This window comes from Varibaculum sp. GTC20041 (assembly GCF_055387755.1).
Map to the genome: position 1 here is coordinate 39,250 of NZ_AP041144.1, position 21,135 is coordinate 60,384.

15 protein-coding genes and 1 tRNA gene are annotated in these 21,135 nt (G+C 54.6%); 5 read left to right on the top strand and 11 right to left on the bottom strand.

Annotated elements, in window-relative coordinates; translation table 11 throughout:
• Nucleotides 1-168: 168 nt before the first annotated feature.
• Genes ACZ5BI_RS00165 through ACZ5BI_RS00175 form a run of 3 tightly spaced genes read left to right on the top strand, consistent with a single transcriptional unit; the run spans nucleotide 169 to nucleotide 3,832 of the window.
• The gene (locus ACZ5BI_RS00165; RefSeq protein ID WP_464896343.1) at nucleotides 169-933 is read left to right on the top strand and encodes an ABC transporter permease; all 765 of its coding nucleotides are present in this window, start codon (nucleotides 169-171) and stop codon (nucleotides 931-933) included.
• Nucleotides 934-989: 56 nt separating this feature from the next.
• Entirely contained in the window at nucleotides 990-3,041 is a 2,052-nt protein-coding gene (locus ACZ5BI_RS00170) for a beta-galactosidase (RefSeq protein ID WP_412585624.1), read from the top strand.
• 11 nt (nucleotides 3,042-3,052) lie between these two features.
• Nucleotides 3,053-3,832 carry a hypothetical protein gene (locus tag ACZ5BI_RS00175; RefSeq protein ID WP_316098265.1) on the top strand — a complete coding sequence of 260 codons (780 nt, stop codon included), beginning with the start codon at nucleotides 3,053-3,055 and terminating at the stop codon, nucleotides 3,830-3,832.
• A 101-nt stretch (nucleotides 3,833-3,933) separates the two neighbouring features.
• On the opposite strand, the gene ACZ5BI_RS00180 is transcribed toward ACZ5BI_RS00175, so the two are convergent.
• A complete protein-coding gene (locus ACZ5BI_RS00180; RefSeq protein ID WP_464896344.1) occupies nucleotides 3,934-5,040 on the bottom strand; it encodes a LacI family DNA-binding transcriptional regulator in 1,107 nt (368 codons plus the stop codon).
• A gap of 171 nt (nucleotides 5,041-5,211) precedes the next feature.
• Here ACZ5BI_RS00180 and betT point away from each other — a divergent pair, with 171 nt between their 5' ends.
• The gene (gene betT / locus ACZ5BI_RS00185; protein WP_464896345.1) at nucleotides 5,212-7,281 is read left to right on the top strand and encodes a choline BCCT transporter BetT; all 2,070 of its coding nucleotides are present in this window, start codon (nucleotides 5,212-5,214) and stop codon (nucleotides 7,279-7,281) included.
• Between the two features lie 189 nt (nucleotides 7,282-7,470).
• The gene (locus tag ACZ5BI_RS00190; protein WP_024059995.1) at nucleotides 7,471-7,839 is read left to right on the top strand and encodes a hypothetical protein; all 369 of its coding nucleotides are present in this window, start codon (nucleotides 7,471-7,473) and stop codon (nucleotides 7,837-7,839) included.
• A gap of 55 nt (nucleotides 7,840-7,894) precedes the next feature.
• Here ACZ5BI_RS00190 and ACZ5BI_RS00195 read toward each other — a convergent pair whose 3' ends face one another.
• The 10 genes from ACZ5BI_RS00195 to ACZ5BI_RS00240 form a co-directional block, all read right to left on the bottom strand.
• Nucleotides 7,895-10,138 (bottom strand): heavy metal translocating P-type ATPase, encoded by a 2,244-nt coding sequence (locus tag ACZ5BI_RS00195; RefSeq protein WP_464896346.1) that lies wholly within the window; start codon nucleotides 10,136-10,138, stop codon nucleotides 7,895-7,897.
• Between the two features lie 159 nt (nucleotides 10,139-10,297).
• A tRNA-Thr gene (locus ACZ5BI_RS00200) sits at nucleotides 10,298-10,370 on the bottom strand.
• Between the two features lie 127 nt (nucleotides 10,371-10,497).
• Nucleotides 10,498-12,945: a dihydroxyacetone kinase phosphoryl donor subunit DhaM gene (dhaM, locus tag ACZ5BI_RS00205; protein WP_316098184.1), complete on the bottom strand. Its 2,448-nt coding sequence runs from the start codon at nucleotides 12,943-12,945 to the stop codon at nucleotides 10,498-10,500.
• Nucleotides 12,946-12,966: 21 nt separating this feature from the next.
• Nucleotides 12,967-13,578 (bottom strand): dihydroxyacetone kinase subunit DhaL, encoded by a 612-nt coding sequence (gene dhaL / locus ACZ5BI_RS00210; RefSeq protein WP_316086995.1) that lies wholly within the window; start codon nucleotides 13,576-13,578, stop codon nucleotides 12,967-12,969.
• Between the two features lie 2 nt (nucleotides 13,579-13,580).
• Nucleotides 13,581-14,582, bottom strand: a complete 1,002-nt coding sequence (gene dhaK / locus ACZ5BI_RS00215; protein WP_238127969.1) for a dihydroxyacetone kinase subunit DhaK — start codon at nucleotides 14,580-14,582, stop codon at nucleotides 13,581-13,583.
• 118 nt (nucleotides 14,583-14,700) lie between these two features.
• Nucleotides 14,701-16,113 carry an MFS transporter gene (locus ACZ5BI_RS00220; protein ID WP_278605362.1) on the bottom strand — a complete coding sequence of 471 codons (1,413 nt, stop codon included), beginning with the start codon at nucleotides 16,111-16,113 and terminating at the stop codon, nucleotides 14,701-14,703.
• 12 nt (nucleotides 16,114-16,125) lie between these two features.
• Nucleotides 16,126-16,899 carry an IspD/TarI family cytidylyltransferase gene (locus ACZ5BI_RS00225; RefSeq protein WP_316098186.1) on the bottom strand — a complete coding sequence of 258 codons (774 nt, stop codon included), beginning with the start codon at nucleotides 16,897-16,899 and terminating at the stop codon, nucleotides 16,126-16,128.
• A 17-nt stretch (nucleotides 16,900-16,916) separates the two neighbouring features.
• Nucleotides 16,917-17,432: a CarD family transcriptional regulator gene (locus ACZ5BI_RS00230; RefSeq protein ID WP_238127972.1), complete on the bottom strand. Its 516-nt coding sequence runs from the start codon at nucleotides 17,430-17,432 to the stop codon at nucleotides 16,917-16,919.
• A 191-nt stretch (nucleotides 17,433-17,623) separates the two neighbouring features.
• Complete coding sequence (locus tag ACZ5BI_RS00235; RefSeq protein WP_464896347.1) at nucleotides 17,624-18,532, bottom strand: metallophosphoesterase; 909 nt, start codon at nucleotides 18,530-18,532, stop codon at nucleotides 17,624-17,626.
• A 228-nt stretch (nucleotides 18,533-18,760) separates the two neighbouring features.
• Entirely contained in the window at nucleotides 18,761-20,968 is a 2,208-nt protein-coding gene (locus tag ACZ5BI_RS00240) for a transglycosylase domain-containing protein (RefSeq protein ID WP_464896348.1), read from the bottom strand.
• Nucleotides 20,969-21,135: the final 167 nt, after the last annotated feature.

Below are 21,135 nucleotides of genomic sequence, written 5' to 3' on the forward strand. Positions count from 1 at the left end.
GCCAGAAAGCGCTTCAGCTTCGACTGGCGTCGGGATATCATCTATGTCGGTTTCGTAGCCGTCCTGCTTATTTTCTCGGTGCTGCTGCGCGATCAGGGGTTCCTGTCCACAGCTAGCTTCTGGAACATCCTCCGTCAAGCAGCCATCGTCTCGGTGATTGCCGTCGGGATGACACTGGTAATCGCAGCAGCGGAAATCGACTTGTCCGTTGGTTCGGTCGCGGGTCTGGCTTCCGTGGTGACGGCCATGGCACTGTCACAATTTGGGTTGGTGCCCGGCATCTTAGCGGGACTGGCGCTCGGGGCGGTCGTCGGCTGCGTCAACGGTGCCCTAGTGGCCTTTGTACGAATCCCGTCCTTCTTGGTGACACTAGCCATGATGGGCATAACCTTCGGTATCGCCCAATGGATTACCGACTCCGCGCCGGTACCCATTCTGGACATGAACTACGTCGCTAACTTCGGTGGCGGGAACATTGGCCCGATCCCCGGCCTGATCATCTGGATGCTGCTCTTCGTCGTGGGTGGTGCCTTAGTGCTCAAGAAAATGCGCTTCGGACGCCAAATCCTGGCGACCGGCGCCAATCCGGTAGCAGCCGAGTACTCCGGTATCAGTACCTCTTGGGTACGTTTCCGGGTAATGCTGATCTGCTCCATGGGAGCAGCCGTGGCCGGCATGCTCTACGCTGGTCGCCTCATGTCTGGTCGTTTCCAGTGGGGCGCCGGTGACGAGATGAACGCTATCGCCGCAGTAATCCTCGGCGGTACCGCACTTGCTGGTGGTCGTGGCTCCGTTGTCGGCACCTTCTTCGGTGCATTACTTATGGCGACGATTAACTATGGCCTCATTTTGGCCGGACTCGATACCTCTCAGCAGCAAATCATCCGGGGCATAATCATCATCCTGGCAGTCGCCCTGGCACGCAAAGACTAGCCGCCTAACAAGCAAGAATACAGAACTCTCCGCAGTAACAGAAGAAAGGAAGAACTATGGAGAAGCAAACAGACAACCGGCCTGTGTCGGTTGGCAAGAGCGCCTTCAAGGTTGATGGCGAGACCGTCTCGCTCTACGGCGGTGCCGTACACTACTGGAGGCTTGACCGGGACAAGTGGGATCAGATCCTTGAATCCGTCAAAGGTATGGGTTTCAACATGATCTCGATCTACATCCCGTGGGAGATCCACGAAGTAGAAAAGGGAGTCTTCGACTTCTCGGGTAACAAGGACATCGACGCCTTCCTGACCCTATGTGAAGAAAAAGATTTCCGGGTAATCGTGCGTCCCGGACCGCAGATCAACTCCGAGTTGACCTGGTTCGGATACCCCAAACGTATACTCGAGAACGAGCGGTTGCAGATGCGCAACGCTAAGGGAGGACGGACCGTCCTGACCCAGGTGCCTAAGCCCATCCCCGCGGTCAACTACGCGGCCGATGAATTCTACGAGGAAACCGCACTCTGGTACGACGCAATCTGTGAGATCCTGGCACGTCACTGCTACCCCAAGGGCGGCATTGTTGCGGCTCAGGTAGATAACGAGATGGCGTACTTCTTCTGCATCAACGCTTACGCTGCTGACTACTCTGAAGAGTCGTTGGCACAGTACCGCAACTTCTTGCTTGACAAGTACGGTGACCTGGCCAGCATTAACAAGGTCTACGGCACCTCTTATAGCAGCGAGGGCGAGATTGACCCGCCGCGCCGCTTCGAAGGCAAAGAAAAGCATGACATCCCGGTATTGGCTGACTGGATTGAGTACCGCGAGCAGTACCTGATCATTTCGATGGATCGTCTAGCCGACATGATGCGTGAGCGTGGCCTGGATCAGATTGCGCTCTTCCACAACTACCCGCACCCGCTCGGTCCTGGTGGTGCCGCTTCTGGCTTCACCACACCTTTCAATATCGCCAAGCTGGAAGAAAAACTCGACTTCGTCGGCTTCGATATTTACTCCCGCAAGGAACTTTACAGCCACGTCAAGACCGTAGGCTCGTATGTGGTGGGAACCAGTCGCTTCCCCTACATCCCGGAGTTCATCGCCGGTGTATGGCCCTGGTACCTGAACCCAGGTGAGATTTACGACGAGGAATTCGTTACCAAGGCCGCGCTGATGCAGGGGATCAAGGGCTTCAGCCGCTACATGCTGGTGGAGCGCGACCGCTGGCTAGACTCTCCCATCCGTCGCGATGGTCGGGTTCGCGAAGACCACGAGAAGATGTTCAGCAATGCTAACCGGATGCAGTCCGAGAACAGCTTTACCTCCTTGCGTCGTGACGCAAAGGTACTGCTCCTGGCTAACCGCGAATATGACCGGCTAGAGGCGGCCTCGGTGCTGGTTTCCTTCCCCGGTGACTTCTTGGAGACCCCGTCGGGCTTCAGCGAATACGCTAACCCGCTGACCATCAGCGAAGACAATCTGGGCTTCGATGCACCAGTACAGTTGGAGAAGAGTAAGGCTTTCGGTGCTTGCTTCGAGGCACTGTCTGCCGGGGGTCACGACTTCGTGATCTCCGATACGGATCTCGATCCCGCGCGCTGGGGCGAACGCAGCATCATCGTGTTGCCGACCCTCGACTACCTGGATGCAAAGATTCAGCAGGCTTTGGTGGACTTCGTAGCCGGTGGTGGCTGCGCGGTAGTTGGTCCGAAGCTGCCCGAGCTAGACTCCCTGATGAACCCCTGCACTATCCTCAAGGATGCTGTTGAATCCGGCAAGGGCAAGTGGTTCGTTGTCAAGAGCGGAGATGACGCCGCTAGCATGCTCGATAAGGCTTGCGCTGCTGCCGATGTTGCCGCCGTAAGTAAGAGCGATTCCCGGCTTGACGTGGTGGTACATGTAGACCAATCTGACGATAAGCGTCGCGTGGTCTTCGTCGCCAACCCGACTGCTGAGGCTATCGATACCCGTATCGAACTGCCCTTCGAGATCGAAAAGGCCACGGAACTGTGGTCAGGTCAGCCGGGCACCGTCCAGGGCAGCCAGTTGATGGCTTCTATGCCCGCCTACTCAATCAATGTCTACGACTGCTCACTAAAGAACTGAAAGGAACTGCAATGCTTCACGGTGATGTTTTAATGGCCGATCTGGACGTGGACCAGTGGCGGAATGCGCAGCGCCTGCTGCTACGTTCCGCTAAGGGTGCCCGTAGGATCGTGTGTTTGCTGGAAAAGGGAAAGGTAGTCAAGTGCCGCCACACCGAAGGTAAAGAGGTGGCTCAGGCTCCGACCCAGGTTGATGATCTGCAGGCTGCTGCGGATGCGCTGTACGCCGCCAACCGCGACCAGGTCGATTTCGTCCTGGTGGCAGAGCGCGATGAAATGGACGAGTACTTCGCCGAATACCAGAATACCTGGAACGCGGACGAGGATCTCGACGTATACGTTTGCCGCTCTTGGAGCCTACTGCGTGGCCGCTACAAGTCCTCGATTGTGACGGCTCCGGAACCTGCTGACGAGACTCTGGGTCTGCAGTGGAAGCTGGGCGCCTCTCATGAGGATGTGGTGTCGTCTGCGGAGGCGTTCGTGAGCCCGGAGAGCACTGTGGTGCTAGCCGTACACGACAACAACTCTTTGTGGACCAGCCTGATCCTGCGTTTCGATCAGGACCGCAAGGTTATTTCGATTGGTACCGCCGACCCGAGCTTGATGGATATCAAGGGTGACCGGACTGCGGTTACGGAGCGCCTAGTCTCCTTCGCTAATGGTCGCGAGGGCGACGTTAAGCTGGTGGTGAGCTGTACCCGCGAGGCCGCCGAACAGTTCTTGGCTACCAAGGACAAGGCAGCGGTTATTTCTAAACTTGGAGATGACTTCAAGGTAGAGCGCATCGGCTAACCGTAATAGATAAAGGAAGTGGCCGGGATCCCAGGGATGGGATCCCGGCCACTTCATGTTACGCACCTAAATATTGCCTTTAACAGGACTTTCACCCCGAATTAGGGGCTTCTGTGCTCTCTAGTTAACAGGCGCCTAGCTATTGCTTTGCCGGTTATTATCACGAAATTCTCGAGCGGGGGGGGGGGCGGTTCAGTGCTCTTCCTGATGATGAGATCAGGGGAAATAGTGTGGCGAGCGTCAGGTTCAGAATCTTGCAGGCTACTCACACACAGGCGGCCCAGCGCCACGAAGTCCTGCCGCACGGTGGTTAGTGGGGGATCGAATTGGGAAGCGAACTCATGGTCGTCGAAACCAATGATGCTGATGTCTTGCGGTACGCGGAGGCCGCGCTCGTTAAGTGCCCGCATCAAACCGAGCGCCATCAGGTCGGAAGCTACGAATACGGCCGTGGGGCGGGGATTCAAGTCGGCTATGCGGCATCCAGCCTGGTAGCCACTTTCCCCTGTCCAGTCACCGATTAGCGGTTCTGGAACGGGTAGATCCTGAGCGAGCAGGGCATCTCGCCAGCCATTGAGTCGAACTTGTCCTTCGAGCCACTCCTGGTTGCCAGCTACATGGGCAATATCTTGATGACCGAGCCGTATCAGGTGTTGCACGGCTCGCATGGATCCCTCGTATTGGTCCTCGGACACGACTATGGCGTGTGGAAGGGGAGTAAGGTCAGCGGCGAGCACGACAATAGGTAGTCCGCTGGCCCATCCAGAGTTTTCGATGGAGTTCAAAGCGAGTTCGGCTTCCCGGATTAGCGGGGCGATGACGATCAGACCGTCAACGTAGGCATCGCGGAAAGTGTCGAAAGTTGACTGGAGTGAACCAAAAGAATCGCGATCATTGACGGACAGGATTACATTTTTTCCGACTTCTCTGGCAGCGATTTCGATTCCTCGCAAAGCTCCCATCGGGCCGTAGCGCCAGGATGAGTCAGTAACCACCCCAATGCTGCCGGGTCGGTCAGTCTTTAGAGCCGCAGCAGCGGCATTACGTCGATAGCCTACCTCAGCGATAGCGGAGAGTACTCGCTCGCGAGTATCCGGATGCACGGCTCCCTGATCATTAACCACGCGCGAGACGGTCTGATAGGAGCACCCAGCTAGACGGGCAACATCATGTAAAGTTGGGCGTCGCTTGCTAGGTGTAGTAGACATACAAGCAACTCTACTACGAAGCGGTTGCCGTCACTTTCGTAAGTTGTCCGTTTTTCATCTTGATATCGGGAAATTACCGGGTTTAGCAACCTGGTATTTTAACCTAGTGATAGAACTAGGCGTCATTTTTAAAGATGCTGAGCAGACATAATACGGGATGGATGGTTTCCTATGAGCCAATCTTTAGGTGAAACCGCTAATGAACCGGCAATGCCCCTACCGGAAAATAGCCGGAAAGATGCGAAAGTTAAATTCCCGGTCTTCCTAGGTTCCTCATTGGGGATCTTAGCCATAGCCCTGTGGGCACTGATATCGCCCACTAGCGCCGCCGAGGTGCTGGGAGTTGCGGTCGGGGCAATCTCGAAATGGTTTGGCTGGTTATATATTGCACTGGCTGCCATCATTCTAGTTTTCGTATTTTTCTTGGGATTCTCCCGCTATGGGGAAACCCGCCTGGGGCCGCCTAACTCCCGTCCCGAATTTTCCACCTTCTCCTGGGCATCCATGCTGTTTGCTGCCGGGATTGGTACCGATATCCTATTTTTCTCCGTGGCCGGCCCCGTCAGCCAGTATCTGCAGCCTCCGGTGGGAAAAGGGGAAACTATCCAGGCTGCCCGGGAAGCCACGGTTTGGACGCTTTTCCACTACGGGATTACCGGTTGGGGGATGTATGCCCTGATGGGGATGGCTCTGGGGTATTTCGCCTATCGTCGGAAAAAACCACTCTCGGTACGCTCCGCCCTCTACCCGATTTTTGGAGACAAACTCAACGGCCCGCTGGGACATACCGTTGACGGAGCCGCCATCCTAGGCACTATCTTTGGGGTGGCCACCACCCTGGGAATCGGGGTGGTGCAGCTTAATGTGGGGCTGGAAATCCTGTTCGGGATTGAGCAGGGGATTCCCGCGCAGGTGGGACTGGTGATCCTTGCGGTAGCCATGGCTACCGTCTCTGCAACTACCGGAATCCATAAAGGAATCCGTTTCCTTAGCCAACTCAACGTGGTATTAGCGCTGTTTCTAGCATCCTGGGTTTTCATCACTGGAAGAACAGATTTTTTGCTTAACGCTATTGTGATGAATATCGGGGACTTTGTATGGTCATTCCCGCGCCGCGCCCTCGAAACCTTTGCCTATTCAGACGTAAGTGCCTGGATGTCGGCGTGGACGCTGTTTTTCTGGGCGTGGTGGGTGGCCTGGGCGTCCTTTGTGGGAATGTTCCTAGCTCGGATTTCTAGAGGACGCACCCTGCGAGAATTCGTAGTAGGCACCATGCTGATTCCCTTCTCCTACGTCCTCATGTGGGTAGCTATTTTCGGTAACGCCGCCATCGACCTGATTCGCAGCGGAGATAAATCTTTTGCCGAGACTACCCTCAAAGCCCCCGAAATGGGTTTTTATCTGCTTTTACAACAGTGTCCGGCGGCGGTATTCATTATGGGGCTAGCCACCTTTGTAGGTCTGCTGTTTTACGTAACCTCCGCGGACTCGGGCGCCCTCATTATGGCGAACCTGTCCTCATTCCTCCCGACGGTACGTTCCGATGCTCCCGGTTGGCTACGAATTTTTTGGGCGGGGGTAACCGGGCTGTTAACTATCGGGATGTTGATAGTAGGGGGTATCCCGGCGCTACAAAACGCCACCATCATTATGGGATTGCCGTTCTCGCTAGTAATGATCTTAGTGATGATTGGCCTGGCCAGAGCCTTAAAACAAGATCGGCGTGCCCGGCAGTTACGGGCGCACTCTGCTCGCAATATTTTGGCGGGAACCGGGTCTATTGCCGGGCGGCTAGAAACTAACTGGCGCGAGCGCCTCTCGAAAACTTTCGGGCAAGTAACCCCTCTCGAGGCTCAAGCCTACCTGGATAATGTGGCGGAACCGGCGTTGCGGGCCTTTGCCGCAGAACTAAATAAACAGGGGATCCCCGCCGAGGTCGTCCGGGGAGATAATGATCCCCTCGAGCAAGTAGATCTACAAGCCCGCATCTATGACCGCCTAAAATTAACCGCTTTCAAAGGTGCTGACCAGTTTGTTTACCGGATTTTGGCGGTAGATACCGCGAATACTATCTACGCGGGTTCTGCCCCCAGTAGCCCGCGATCTACTCGCCTGGAAGTACATTTGCCTGATAATGATCAAGATTATGACGTGATGGGGTATTCGCGCAGCGCCATCATCCATGACGCCTTTGACCATTTCGACCGCTACCAGGACTATTGGCGGATTAACGACGGCTAAAGCGGGAAAAATCGCGCTCGGGCTTTAACGTTTCCTATTGTCGAGCGGGGTTTTCCGGTAAACTGCAAGTATAGACAGGATTTTGAGCCGCTATTGTTAGCACAGTAGACAATAACGCTCGCGGATCGGGCGATCCGTTAACTAGGGTTAAAGTTGACGCCATCGCCAGTAGTTTAGAGAGGAAAATAGATGACTATCCCGGTGCCCCTGTACAGATTACCGGAGGCTATGGCCTGTTTTAACTCGGCTTCATTGATTACCTTGCCTTACGGTGCCCACGTAAAAGTCCATACTGTAGATCCGATCTTAGAGGACGGGCGACTGAGAATCCGCAATGCTCGCGACTCGGCCTTACGTAACGGAGCTGCCAACCCAAATGTTACTTTGATTTGGCAAAGCCCCTATCCCCATGGCTGGAGCCTGGTAGTTGAGGGCCAGGCTTGGGCAAACGGTCCAGATTTGATGATCGAGTACGAGTCGGGGATTCTGCATCGTCCTCAGTACCATAACGATGGGCCGCAGTGGATGTGGCAAGACGGGGAGTGCCCCGTCCAGTAGGGTGCCCCGTAGGCAATGCTCGCCCCGGCACGGATCAAGCGGGAGACTATTTGGCTTATACTGGCTGAAAAGACCGTAACCGCAGGCTATTTCCCACCACGAAGGCCGACGAGCAAGCCATAGCGGCTCCCGCCAGCATGGGGTTAAGTAATCCCAAGGCTGCCAGCGGTATGGCGGCAACATTGTAAGCGAATGCCCAAAACAGATTCCCTTTAATGATTTTTAGGGTGCGGCGCGAAAGCCGAATCGCATCTACCGCGGCCAATAGATCCGGGCGCATCAAAGTAATATCAGCGGCTTCAATCGCCACATCGGTGCCGGAGCCCATCGCGATCCCCAGGTCTGCTTGCGTAAGGGCGGCCGCATCATTAACCCCATCACCAACCATGGCTACGGTGGCTCCCCGTCCCTGTTTGCGGAAAACTGCCACCACTTTATCCTGGGGTTTTACTTCTGCGATTACCTCTTCAATTCCAATTTGTTTACCTACTTGGCGCGCCACATTTTCGGTGTCTCCAGTCAGCAACACCGGGGTTAGCCCTAACTCTTTGAAGCGTGCGATTGCCTGGGCACTGGTTTCTTTTACCTGGTCGGCAATCCCTAGAAGTCCTTTCACCTGGCCATCGAGGGCTACCAGTACCATAGTTTCGCCGCGGCTAGTGTGTTCCGTGATTACGTCCTCGAAAGCGGAAGAAATTACGGCACCTTGCTCGCTAATAAACTTGCGGTTCCCCGCCAGTACCGCCTGCCCTGCAATAGTGCCGCGCACCCCGCCTCCGGGGTAGCTTTGGAAATCTGCTGGTACCTTATCGCTGGTGAGCTCGATTCCTTTAGCGGTTGCTGCCCGGGTAATCGCCCCGGCGATGGGATGTTCACTGCCGCTTTCCAGGGTAGCGGCCGCCTGCAATACCCCCAGATCATCGGGAGGAAAGATGCTTACCAGTTCCATATTTCCACTGGTAACAGTGCCGGTTTTGTCGAGGATAACTGTATCTACTTGTCGGGTAGATTCCAGTATCTCCGCGCCCTTAATTAAAATCCCCAGCGAAGCCCCGCGACCGGTTCCCACCAGTAGCGCCGTAGGCGTAGCCAGCCCCAAGGCACAGGGGCAAGCAATAATTAACACCGCCACCGCGCAGGTAAAGGCAGTAACCGGGGTTCCAATTATTAACCAGATCAGCAAAGTAAGCAGCGAAATCGCCATCACTATCGGCACGAAAACTGCGGAAATCCGATCTGCCAGGCGTTGAATCGGGGCTTTACCGGCCTGTGCTTGCTCCACTAGGCGGGTAATTTGAGCCAGTTGCGTTTTAGAGCCCACCCGGGTGGCGCGAACTACCAGGCGGCCATAGGTGTTGATGGTCGCGCCGGTAACCTGGTCACCTACTCCTACCTCTACCGGGACTGATTCCCCAGTTAGTAAGGAATTATCGACGGCGCTGACCCCGGAGACTACCACTCCATCGGTAGCGATTTTTTCGCCCGGAAGAGAAATAAATTCTTCACCCTCGCCAAGTTCTTTGATCGGGATCTTTACTTCCTGGCCGGCTCGCAGCGCGGTTACCTCCTTCACCCCCATTTCGGCGAGGGAGCGCAGCGCGTCCCCGGCCCGCACTTTGGCGCGTTTCTCAAAATAGCGTCCGCCTAGAATAAAAACCGTTACCCCAGAACAAACTTCCAGATAGATGTGGCTGGCGGCATCCCCGGGTCGGGCAAGTAGCTGGAAATCATGGGTCATTCCCACCCGGCCAGCATCCCCAAAGAACAGGGCATATAAAGACCAAATAAAAGCAGCTAAAGTACCCAAAGAAATCAGGGTATCCATAGTGGTGGTGGCGCGGCGGGCATTTACGAAGGCCGCGTGGTGGAAGGGGTAAGCTCCCCACAGCACCACCGGAATCGTCAGAAGCAGGGACACCCATTGCCAATAGGGGAACTGCAAAGGCGGAATCATTGCCAAAGTGATGACCGGAACCGCCAGGAGGGCGCAAATAATCAGGCGCCGCCGCAGCCCTGCCAGTTCCTGCGAGCTGGTCTTCGGGCGTTCTTGCCCGTCCTCGCGCCCAAAATCCCCGTCCGTAAATGCGCTATAACCGGCGTTTTCCACGGTTTTTATAAAATCTTTCGCGCCAAAATCACCACTTTGGGAAATAGTGGCTTTCTCAGTCGCATAGTTAACGGACGCGCTTACTCCCGGCATGTTATTGAGGGCTTTTTCAATATGCGCCGCACAGGCCGCGCAACTCATGCCCCCGATTGTCAGTTCGAGGTTCTGAGAATTATCGATACTACTAACCAACTGCTACCTCCTGCGCCCTATCCTAACTATTTGATAATCAGCTAGTAAGCGTTTTTTTCCAGGGCGAAAAGCAAACTGGCAGCACCTTCAGCGAGTGCGGGCTTTGAAAGAATCCCGGTAAGAGGGCGGGAAAACAGAATTAGCTAAGGAAACTAGCAGAGCCGCTAATCGGACTTGAACCGATGACCTACGCTTTACGAGAGCGTTGCTCTACCAACTGAGCTATAGCGGCAAAATGCCTTAGGCACCGTGTCAGTCTATCTAGCCTTCGCCCCGCTTTCCAAACTTTTCGACCAGGTAGAACGGTTATTTTCGCCACGCTATAGCCGGTGGCAGAGCCGGGAGATGGAAATATGAGGTTACAGCTGGCGGATGGTTTGTTTAATCATGGCGATCATTCCGGCGCGCACCGATAGCGAATCCACTCCGGCCGCAACTAACTTGCCTGCCCAAGCCGGATCAGAAGCCATATCCCCGCATACGCAAACTTCAATGGGAGCGGCGGCGTCATGGCAGACTTGAACGATCTGGCGAACCATTTCCACCACTGTTTCCCGCACTTCATCGGCTAGGTCGGCTACCTGAGAGTTTCCCCGATCCGCGGCGGCAACATATTGACACAGATCATTCGTGCCTATGGAGATAAAATCCACGGCCCCACAAAACTCATCCATGCGCAAAGCAGCAGAGGGTGTTTCCACCATAATTCCCAGAGGCAAAGGTATTTGGGCTGGCCGCGCAGCTTCTTCGATCCCGTAAGTATCGGCGGTGATTTCTTCTAGGAGGGAACGTACCCAATCCACTTGATGCACGTGATTGACCATAGGAATCATCACTCGCAAAAGTTTACCTAGACCTTCGGATTCTAAAGTTTGGTTAGCGTCGAGAACTGCCCCTAATTGGTCGCGTAACAGATGCGGGAACTTACGTAGTAAGCGAACCCCTCTAACCCCTAAGAAAGGATTATTTTCCGGAGGCTGCTTGGCAAAAGGCAAGGGCTTATCTGCTCCAATATCCCACAGGCGAATCGTGGTTTGCCCCAGGTTACGCGCTAGCTCGGCGTACACTTCTGCCTGCTGCAGACGGGATGGAGCTCCCTGGTAGCCCGCAAATAGGGTTTCGGTTCGCACCAGACCGCAGCCTTCGGCACCTTTAACTGCGCCGGTAGGCCCGGAAACATTCACCTGGATAGGGATCTGTTTACCATTGGCGGTAATCGCCGGGTTCTCTAGCTGCTCTAAGGCTTTGGTGGCGGTAGCAACTCGCTCGCGGGCTAGTTCAATCCAATGAGCAAAGACCCTAGCCTTGGGGTTAACTTCTAAATGTTTTGTGCGTGGATCGAAAACAATGGTGTCCCCGTCATGAACCCCCCATTTCAGACCGGCATAAACGGGGATTCCCCGCGAGGCTGCCACAATCGCACCATGACCGGTAGTGCCGCCACTGCGGGTAACTACCCCTTCTATTTCTGGAGGCAAACTGGCGGCTAGCGGGGCATCAAGTTCTTCAACTACCAACACTGCCGGAGTGGAATGCTTCTTAATCAGTTCCTCTAGATTATCGAGCTCGCCACCGATCAACGCCTTTTTTAACAGGCGAGATACCGCAAGTAAATCGGTAGCCCGCTCCGCCAAATAAGGATCATCCAGCTTTTCCATCTTGGCAGCAGCTGCGCTATAGGCATTGTCTACTGCGGCAAAAGCATTGGTTCCCCCCGCAATTTCATCGGCGATTTCAGCTCGCAGTTCGGGATCATCCACCAGCGCGATCTGCATTTGGATAATTGAATCCGAACCCAAAGACCTCAGGTAGGCTCTAACGGCTTTGCGGGCTTCTTCTAACGCCTGCCCCTCATTGGGACTGACCCGATAAAACTCGGCGTCCTCGTGCCCCTCCAGCACCAGCGCGTATCCGATAACTATCTGGTCGCCGTTACGCGCCGGGTCGGTAGGAGTAGGAACTTCCTTAGCAAGTTGAACGGCAATCGCGTTAACCGAACTGCCCTCTGTTTCCGCGGATCCGCCTGCAATCGCAGGAGGATCAGTTTGGGTCAAGGCTTGCCGGATAGCAGCAAAAACCTCTGTTGCCTGCGGATCTAGAGTACCTAGCTCTAAAGTGTCACCTTTGCCAATTCCTAAAGAACTCACCTGGGTGAGGGAAGCGGCGTTTACTATGCGGAAAGTCCCGGCGTTGCGGGCAAAAACCGGAATTTTTCTCGCTCCAATAGCGCCGGCGAGGGCAGCGGCAGGGCGGGCATGCATCCCGTGCGGATCAATAATTTCTAAAGCCAGGGTCGCGGCCTCGGGGGCGGAAAATGATTCCTCTCCCGAGGCCGCCTCGGCAGCATTATCGCTAAACTCCCCCTCGCCCTCGGGGAGAGGCTCCTGGGTGTCACTGAGCTGGTCGATCTTGCCCGCCAAGGCTGCTTGTGCTTGGGTGGCTACCTCTTGCAAGCTAGCGCCCCCGGCGGCGCTCACTACCGCCGCAACCAGTCCTTCCACCAGGGGGGCGGAAGATATTAGGCAACGGTCAGCCAGTTCAGGGTCAAGGAACTCCAATGCCATTTGCGAACTGAGCAGCGCGGAGCCCAAATCTACCAAAATCAGCACTCCATCGGGGTTATCAGCAGCCTCGATAGCTTCGCTGATTTGCTGAGCATCGGTACCTAGCTCTACCTGCTCGCCATCGCTAATTCCCGCTGCCACCAACACTTTGGGGGCGCTGCCGGCGACGGTCATTTGCATCGCGAGTTCTTTAGCGGCAGTAGCTAAAGGCAGTGAATGAGACACCACTACCAGGGAGATCATGCCTACTCCTTATAACCGGTGTTATGCCAAAGCAGCGGCGGCCGCTTTGAACAGTAAAGCAGAGGAAGTAGCGCCGGGATCAGGGGTGCCCTGAGAGCGTTCCCCTAGATAAGAGGCGCGACCTTTCTTTGCGATCATCGGTTCGGTTTCACTGGCAGCCTTATCAGCGCGTTCGCTGGCTGCCGCCAATGCGGCCTGAAGCCCTCCGGCCGCGGCCTCGTCAAAAGCATCCAGAGCCGGATAGAGACAGTCAAGCATGGTTTTATCACCCAGTTCGGCTTTGCCTCGCATCTTTACCCCATCGGCTCCGGCTCGCAGCGCCTTCCCAATGGCCTCAGTGTCCGCATCAGGGGTTAACGCTGCCCCCATGCGCATGAAGAAAGTGCCGTACAGCGGCCCAGAAGCGCCCCCCACTTTAGAAACCAGGGTCATGCCGGCTTTCTTTAGCAGGGCGCCGGCATCAGCAAAACTGGTGGGATCGAGCTCTGCCACTGCGGTCATGCCGCGCGCCATATTGGCACCATGATCGGCATCCCCAATGCGTCTATCGAGATCAGTCAGGTAGTCGGCGTTCTCGACGATTAACTCTTTGTAGGCGGTGAGCCAGGCGAAAAAGTTTTGGGTTTCTGCCACTATTAGCACCCCCAACGCAAACCGGTAGTGTTAACCGGAGCATCCCAGAGTTTGAGGAGCTCGTCGCTGCCCTGGGTTAGAGTCAGGGAACAGCCCGCCATATCTAGGGAAGTAATGTAGTTACCTACCAGGCAACGAGCTACTTTAATTCCTTTAGCTTCAAGTATCCGGGCTACCTCGCCGTACGCCAGGTAGAGCTCAATCATCGGGGTGGCACCCATGCCGTTGAGCATCGCAAATACCGGTTCCCCACTAAAATCTAGGTCTGCCAAAATCGGTTCCACCAGTTCCGCAGCAAGCTCATCGGCGGTCACTAAGGGGCGGCGTTCCCGTCCGGGCTCCCCGTGAATACCGATACCTACCTCGATCTCGTCCTCTCCGAGGTCGAAAGTGGGTTTACCGGCAGAGGGAACCGTACAGGAAGTAAGGGCAATCCCGTAGGAGCGGGAACGTTCATTTACTTCCTTGGCGATGCGTTCTACCTCGTCCAAACTGGCTTTAGCTTCCGCGGCGGCTCCTGCCAGTTTTTCTACGAAAACGGTGGCACCCACCCCGCGGCGTCCCGCAGTATAGAGCGAGTCTTGCACCGCTACGTCATCGTTGACCACTACCGAACGCACATCCACCCCGGTTTCGGCGTTTGCCATCTCTGCGGCCATCTCGAAATTCATCACATCGCCGGTATAGTTTTTGACGATATGGAGGACACCGGCACCCCCATCTACTTCACTGGTGGCGGCCATCATCTGGTCGGGTACTGGGGAAGTAAAGACCTCTCCGCAGCAGGCGGCATCCAGCATACCGGGGCCTACGAAACCGGAATGCAGCGGCTCATGTCCGCTGCCTCCGCCCGAAATCAAACCTACTTTGCCTTTAACGGCGCCGCGGCGAGTGTAAACCACTTTGTTTTCATGATCGATACGCAGGGTATCCAAGTGAGCTAGTTCTAAACCTTTTAGCGAATCTGCGACTACATTGTCGGCAGAATTAATTATTTTTTTCATGCCCTCATTGTGTCACGTACCACTTCCAGGCGCTACCGTTTTTTAAAGCAACGCTAGAAGCTAGTTACTTACGCTCGTTACCGCGCTTTGAGAATAAGAAAAATGAAAGGAGGAAAAATTAACGATGCTCCGGAGCTTTAAGGGGTATCAGCAATGCGAGCCCGGTTCCCAGCAGCAGGGTGATCCCTAAGACTCCGAAATGCTGGGAGCTAGCCCCTGCCGGCACGAAAAGTTTTCCAATCCACACAAACAGGGCAAACAAAGTGGGGGACATGAAAGAAACTGCTCTTCCAGTGGTGGCGTAAAGCCCAAAAAGTTCTCCTTCGCGCCCCTTAGGAATAATCCGCGCCAGGAAGGAACGCGAGGCTGACTGGACGGGACCGACGAAAATACACAGCAACAACCCAAAAGACCAGAAGATCTTGGCGCCACCGTTGTGGGCAAAAAAGAGGGTCAGCCCCAAGCAGGTCATACAGACAAGAGAAAAAACCATTACTTTTTTCGGACCAAAAAAGTCATCAGCGACCCCGCAGGCGATAGTGGCGATTCCCGCCACCACGTTAGCGACAATCGCGAAAATCATTACTTGCCCGCCGTCTAGACCGAAAACGGTAGAGGCCAGGATAGCTCCGTAGGTGAATACCCCGGCGAGGCCGTCTCGGAAAATTGCAGACGCAATTAGGAAACGCAAAATTTCGGGGGCGGTTTTTGCTAGACGTTTAATGGTTTCCCACAGCTCGATATAGGCGGCTTTAACTCCTGCCAAACCCCCAATAGGTTCTTGGTCTTGCGAATCGACCCCTGCCATAGTCACGGGATGGAGTTTTCCATCCGCTCCTCGCCGCCGTCCTGGAAGCGCCACAATCACCGGAATCGAAAACACCGCAAACCAGATGGTAGCGAACACCATGGCGATCCGGATATTTAGGAAGTTTTCACCGGTTACCCCGAACCAGCCCACTTCGGGGGAGATGAAACCAACATAGAGCACCCCCAGTAAAATAATGCCGCCCAGATATCCCATACCCCAACCGATACCGGATACTTTTCCCATGTTTTCTTTCGTGGAAACCCGCGACAACATGGCATTATAGTTCACGGAGGCGAACTCGAAAAAGATATTTCCAAAAGAAAGCAGCGCCACCCCTAGCCACAGCGCCCCGGTTTTTCCGAGGGGAGAAGTGGGGTAGACCGCGAACATTAGCGCCATGCAGATGGTTACTAGGGTAGAAAACAGTGCCAACATCCGGGTGCCGCGCCCCTTATGGTCAGCACGCTGCCCGGAAACCGGTGCCACCAGAGCGATCACCAATCCGGCGAAAGCTAGCCCAATCGACAAGTCAGTAGTAGCCCGATTGCCGGGGGCAAATAAATCTTCGGTAGTTAGGTACACGGTGAAAACAAAGGTGGTGGCCACCGCGTTGAAGGCCGCAGAGCCCCAATCCCACAACGACCAGGCTAAAATTTTACCTTTGGTGCGGTCATGGTTCTCGCCTGCCAGATGTTGCTGTTGATCACTGGTTTCAGCCATAAGTTCCTGCCCTTATTCTTGCTCGGGATTCTCCACCAGCCAGGTGGCTAGTTTTAGATCCAAGGGGTACGTGATTTTCAAAGCTCGCATTGATCCTGCCACAAAGTATTGCTGGTAACCGAGTTTAGCTGCAAGTAGAGCATCATCTAGAGCCCCGTCCTCGGAAATGCTTTCCTTTCGCGCCTGTTCGTGAGCCGCAAAAATAACATCCCCGGCAAAACCTTGGGGGGTTTGTACGCAGCGCAGTCGGGAACGATCGGGGGTAGCTCCTGAGGGAGTAATCTCTACCCCCGCCCGGCAAAATGATTCACCGGCGATTTCCCGCACGGTGTCAACCAAAGCGGTGGCGGGTACTACCGCCGGGCAGCCAGAGGCGACCGCTGAACAAACGCGTTGAAACTGCGCGCGAGGAGTGAGTGCCCGAGCCGCATCATGAATCAGGACGATAGCTTCCGGGTCTTTGGCGGGGACTATCCCCTCGCCAGTTTCGAAAGTTAATAACCCTTGCAGACCCTGGTAGACGGAGATTTGCCGGTTTGTGCCCCCGGCTACAACTTTCCAAGGGTAGGACAGGGAGGCGGTACGGGCAATCGCGCTGAAAGCATCTAGGTGATCGCCGGGAGCGGTAATTACTACCCCGGCCAAGTCATCCAACGGTTCTAGGGAGCGCAGGGCATGGTGCAATAAAGTCTGACCAGCCAATTTTACTAGCGCTTTTGGTCCGGGATTGCCGAGACGAGATCCGGAACCAGCGGCAGTCACGACGCAGTAAACGCTGCGCCCCATAACCAGTCCTTTTACCTCTATTTATCGTTAACCCGGTTGTATTCTACCTGGGCTTCTTCCATGATTTTATCGAGACGATCCGAGGCCGCCTCTTCGTCTTCGTTTTTCGCTAAAGCAAGTTCAGAAATCAGAATTGCCCGCGCTTTAGCCAGCATCCGTTTTTCACCGGCCGACAGTCCGCGTTCGTTATCACGGAAGGTTAAATCCCGTACCACTTCGGAAACTTTTAAGATGTCTCCGGTGGCTATTTTTTCGCCATTAGCCTTATAGCGGCGTGACCAGTTAGAGGGTTCTTCAATATGGGCCTCTTGCAGCACCGCTAGTACTTCTTTTAGGCCTTCTTCATCGACCACGTCGCGAACCCCAACCATATCCACATTTGCCGCCGGCACTTGGATAGTCATATCGCCATTGGTAACCCGCAGCATTAGGTAGGTGGTGTCTTCTCCCTTGAGTTTACGAGTAGTGATATTTTCGATCACCGCCGCGCCATGGTGGGGATAAACAACGGTCTGGCCGATTTCAAATGTCATAACTTATAGGCTCCCAAATACAATTTTTCCGGATCCTATTCTACCGTAAATCGGCTTTACCTGCTAAAGAGGGCGTGTAGGTCACATATTTTAAGGAGATGCTTCTTTCCCGCTATTTTTGCAAGCTAGGAGGATGCAAAACCAAAACCTGACCCGCTTTTCTAGTATTCCGCCGTGAGCTGGCTTTTTCTTTAGGCGTAGCCAGTAATGCTAATGATTGCCGCCTCGGGTGGGCAAGCAAGACGCACCGGTGTGAATTTGGAGGTGCCTAGTCCTCGCGAAATATGTACCCAGGTTTTCCCGCCCGGCCTCCAATCAGAGATTCCGGCCTGCCCGGAAAGCTTGTTGAGGTTTGGGAGGGGGTAGGTTATCCCTTTGTGTACCCGAGGAGCCGGATTAGCTACCGTGCCTATATGCCATAAATGCATCCCGCCCGAATAGCGTAGCGGCAGATCGGTGTTGTTTACCAGAGCCCCAAATCCCGGCAGACAAACCTGACCTCCGTGGGTATGTCCGGCCAGCACCAGGTCGGCTCGGCAAGCTACATATTGGTCGAGGACGCGCGCATAGGGGGCATGGGTGAGGGCGAGCCGCAAATCTGCTTTCTCCCAGGTATCCGGGACCTGCACCGCCTGGTCACGTCCAATATGGGGATCGTCGGTACCCGTCAGCGCCACGGTTAGTTTTTTTGCGCTGTGTCCTTGCCGAGCAGGGGAAGTCAGAGTGCAGGTAGCTACCTGATTATTAAGATCGCTCCAGCCTCTAGCAGTTAAGAAGTCGCGAAAATCTTCGGTCGGCAGGTCGGGAACGGTACGTAACTTGGGTTTCTTGTTCGGGAAAAAATAGTGCAAGGGCACTTTGGGGATGCCTGAATAGTAATCGTTGGAACCAAATACAAACGCGCCCGGTAGCTTTAGCAAAGGGTTGAGGGCGCGGGAGAGCATCCTTAATCCGGAAGCATCCGCAAAATTGTCTCCGGTTAGCACCACAAAATCTATATCCTGAAATTCCGCCAGTGAGGCCACCCAGTCGGCAAGCCAGCTAGTTCCCGACCAAAGATGCAGGTCTGATAGGTGTAATATCCGCAGTTGCCAGCGCAAACTGGCTGATGAAATATTAGGCGAATTGCTGGCTGCTCTTCGGTTTTCCTCGCGTCTATCTATGCGGATAGCATAGTTAGGGGCAGAATCTTCCAAAACTAGGGACGGTAGCTTCCCTAGGTTCTCCCTCAACTGGTAGCGGCGCAGGCGCGGTGATCGAGCCTCAAAAAATGGGTACGCTATCGCGCCTGCAGCTAAAGATAACCGGGTGCGGTGGCGCCTCAAAAGCTAATCTTCCTCATAATAAAAAGTTTGAGTGATCTGGGTGGTGGTAGCAGTAGGCGATTGCGAGGGCGAGGGCTCTTCGCTGGGTTGCGTGCGCTTAGGCCGCACTCGGCCTTGGGAAATGGTTTTACCCTCTCCAATATTGGCGGCCGGGAAACTCGTGGCCGGCAGGGGTTGTACTGCTGCTGACATGTATTCCCTAAATGCCATGGCGGGAACGGTGCTACCCCAAACGATCCCATAGTAAGCACCGTTAATCCTCAATCCCGTCAGGTTGCGTGGCCCTCCCTGGGAGTAGCCGACCCAAACCGCGGTTGCCAGATTCGGGGTTGCCCCCACGGTCCAGGCCGCTTTCGGGCCGTTAGTGGTACCGGTTTTTGCCATTACTTGGCGGCCAATATTGACCCGGCCTCCATAACTATTAGCGGTAGATACCAGTACCTGAGCAGTTTTATTAGCCACGCTCTCTTCAACGGTGCGTTTACAGTTTCCCGAAGGAACTTTGAAAGATTTACCGTCGGCATCCACCACTTTTTCGAGTGCTACCGGCGAGCAGAGTGTACCTCCGGAAGCAATAGTGCCAAACGCGTTTGCCATGTTTAGGGGGGTCACGGAACCGGCGCCAATAATAAAGGATGGACCGAAATCCTGTTTTAGATTAGGATCGCCACTCACCGCGCCAAGATTCTCGCCCATTTTGTAGATATCGCAAAGATCAAGGTTGGTAGCCATCCCGGCATAGGTGGTGTTTAAAGATTTTTGGGTACCTTCTAAAACCGAAGTGGCATAGTTGTTACCCCCGGTAGCGTTCTTTAGCGGCCAGGGACCAGCATGTACCGGGCAGTTACCAGAAACTTTCCAATCGCGCGGAGAATAATCGGTGCGCCCTCCCACAACCGAATAGGCCGAGTAACCATTATCAAACCAGGTAGCCAAAGTTACCGGTTTATATGATGAGCCTGGCTGGAAGCCCGCGCCTCCACCGTGCGCCTTATCCACCCCGAATGAGCTCTGGGTTGCCCGCGGATGCTCCTTCGCGGGATTACCGTAAGGAGTGTTTTGGGCGATAGCTCGAATTTTTCCCGTTCCCGGTTCGATAGAAGTAATCGCGATGGACAGTCCGGAACCATCGGCCTCTGGGATGCGGTTAAAAGCGGTATCGGTTGCCGCATTTTGCATATTGGAATCCATGGTGGTGTAGATTTTTAGACCGCCGCGTAGCAACAGGCGTCGCCGGTCATTAAGGGACTTGCCGAAAGCAGGATTATTGTAAATTTCGTTGACTGCATAGGCGCAAAAGAAAGAGGCCTTCCCCGCGGCTGCACATCCCTGCTGACCAGGAGAAACCTTCAATAATTCAGGAACCGGTACCGCTTTAGCCTCTTTATATTGATCGTAGGAGATCATTTGTTCGCGCAGCATCGCCTTTAAAACCTGGTCACGACGATTTTGGCTATAATCTGGGTGGACAGTGGGATCGTATTTTGCGGGGGACTGGGTAATGCCCGATAGCAGGGCACCTTCGCTAAGCGTCAGGTCTTTCGCGCTTTTCGAAAAATAGTATCGGCTGGCCGATTCTACCCCGTAAACCGAAGTTCCATAGGGGGCGATATTTAAGTACCCCTCTAAGATTTGGTCTTTAGAAAGCTTTTTTTCGATAGCGAGGGCGTCCTTGGCTTCCCGCAGTTTACGGGAGATGCTCTGTTCGCGGGCTTTGCGAACCTCGTTCATATCACCGGCGCGCAGACCCTTGTCAATCAAGGTATTCTTTACCAATTGCTGAGTCAGGGTGGAAGCCCCCTGGGTATCCCTACCAGCTAAGTTGTTAGCGATAGCGCGGGCAATACCCTCAAGGTCTACCCCGCGATGCTGATAAAAACGGTGATCCTCGATAGCCATGGTTCCTTTTTGAACCCAGGGGGACATGTCTTTGAGCTTGACGACGATACGGTTCTCGGCATAGAAACGGGCGATTGCTTTGCCATCGCGAGAGTAAATCACCGATTGCTGAGATGGCTGAGTGGGTTTGAATTCGCTGGGTATTTCGGTGAGGGCGCTCATTCCGGCGCGAGCCGCTAGCCCCGTTACTCCCACGACAGGCAGGGATAGACCGGCTAGGAGCACTGCAGCCAGTGCGATTAAAGCCGCCAGTGCCGCTAGGGTGCGACGAAGCTGCTGACGGGGCAGATAACGAGCGGTGCCTTTATGCATATTCCTAGCCTACTTGTCTTCCGGCCTATTGGGCACCTTCGCTGGCAGTTGGGAGCAGATTGTGGGCAATAACTATCTATTATTTTAGGTAAAATTTTTCTCTGGTTTTCGTTTTGTGTTTTTAGCAAAATGTAGGTACGGTCACATATATAGGCAATGTCGCCGCG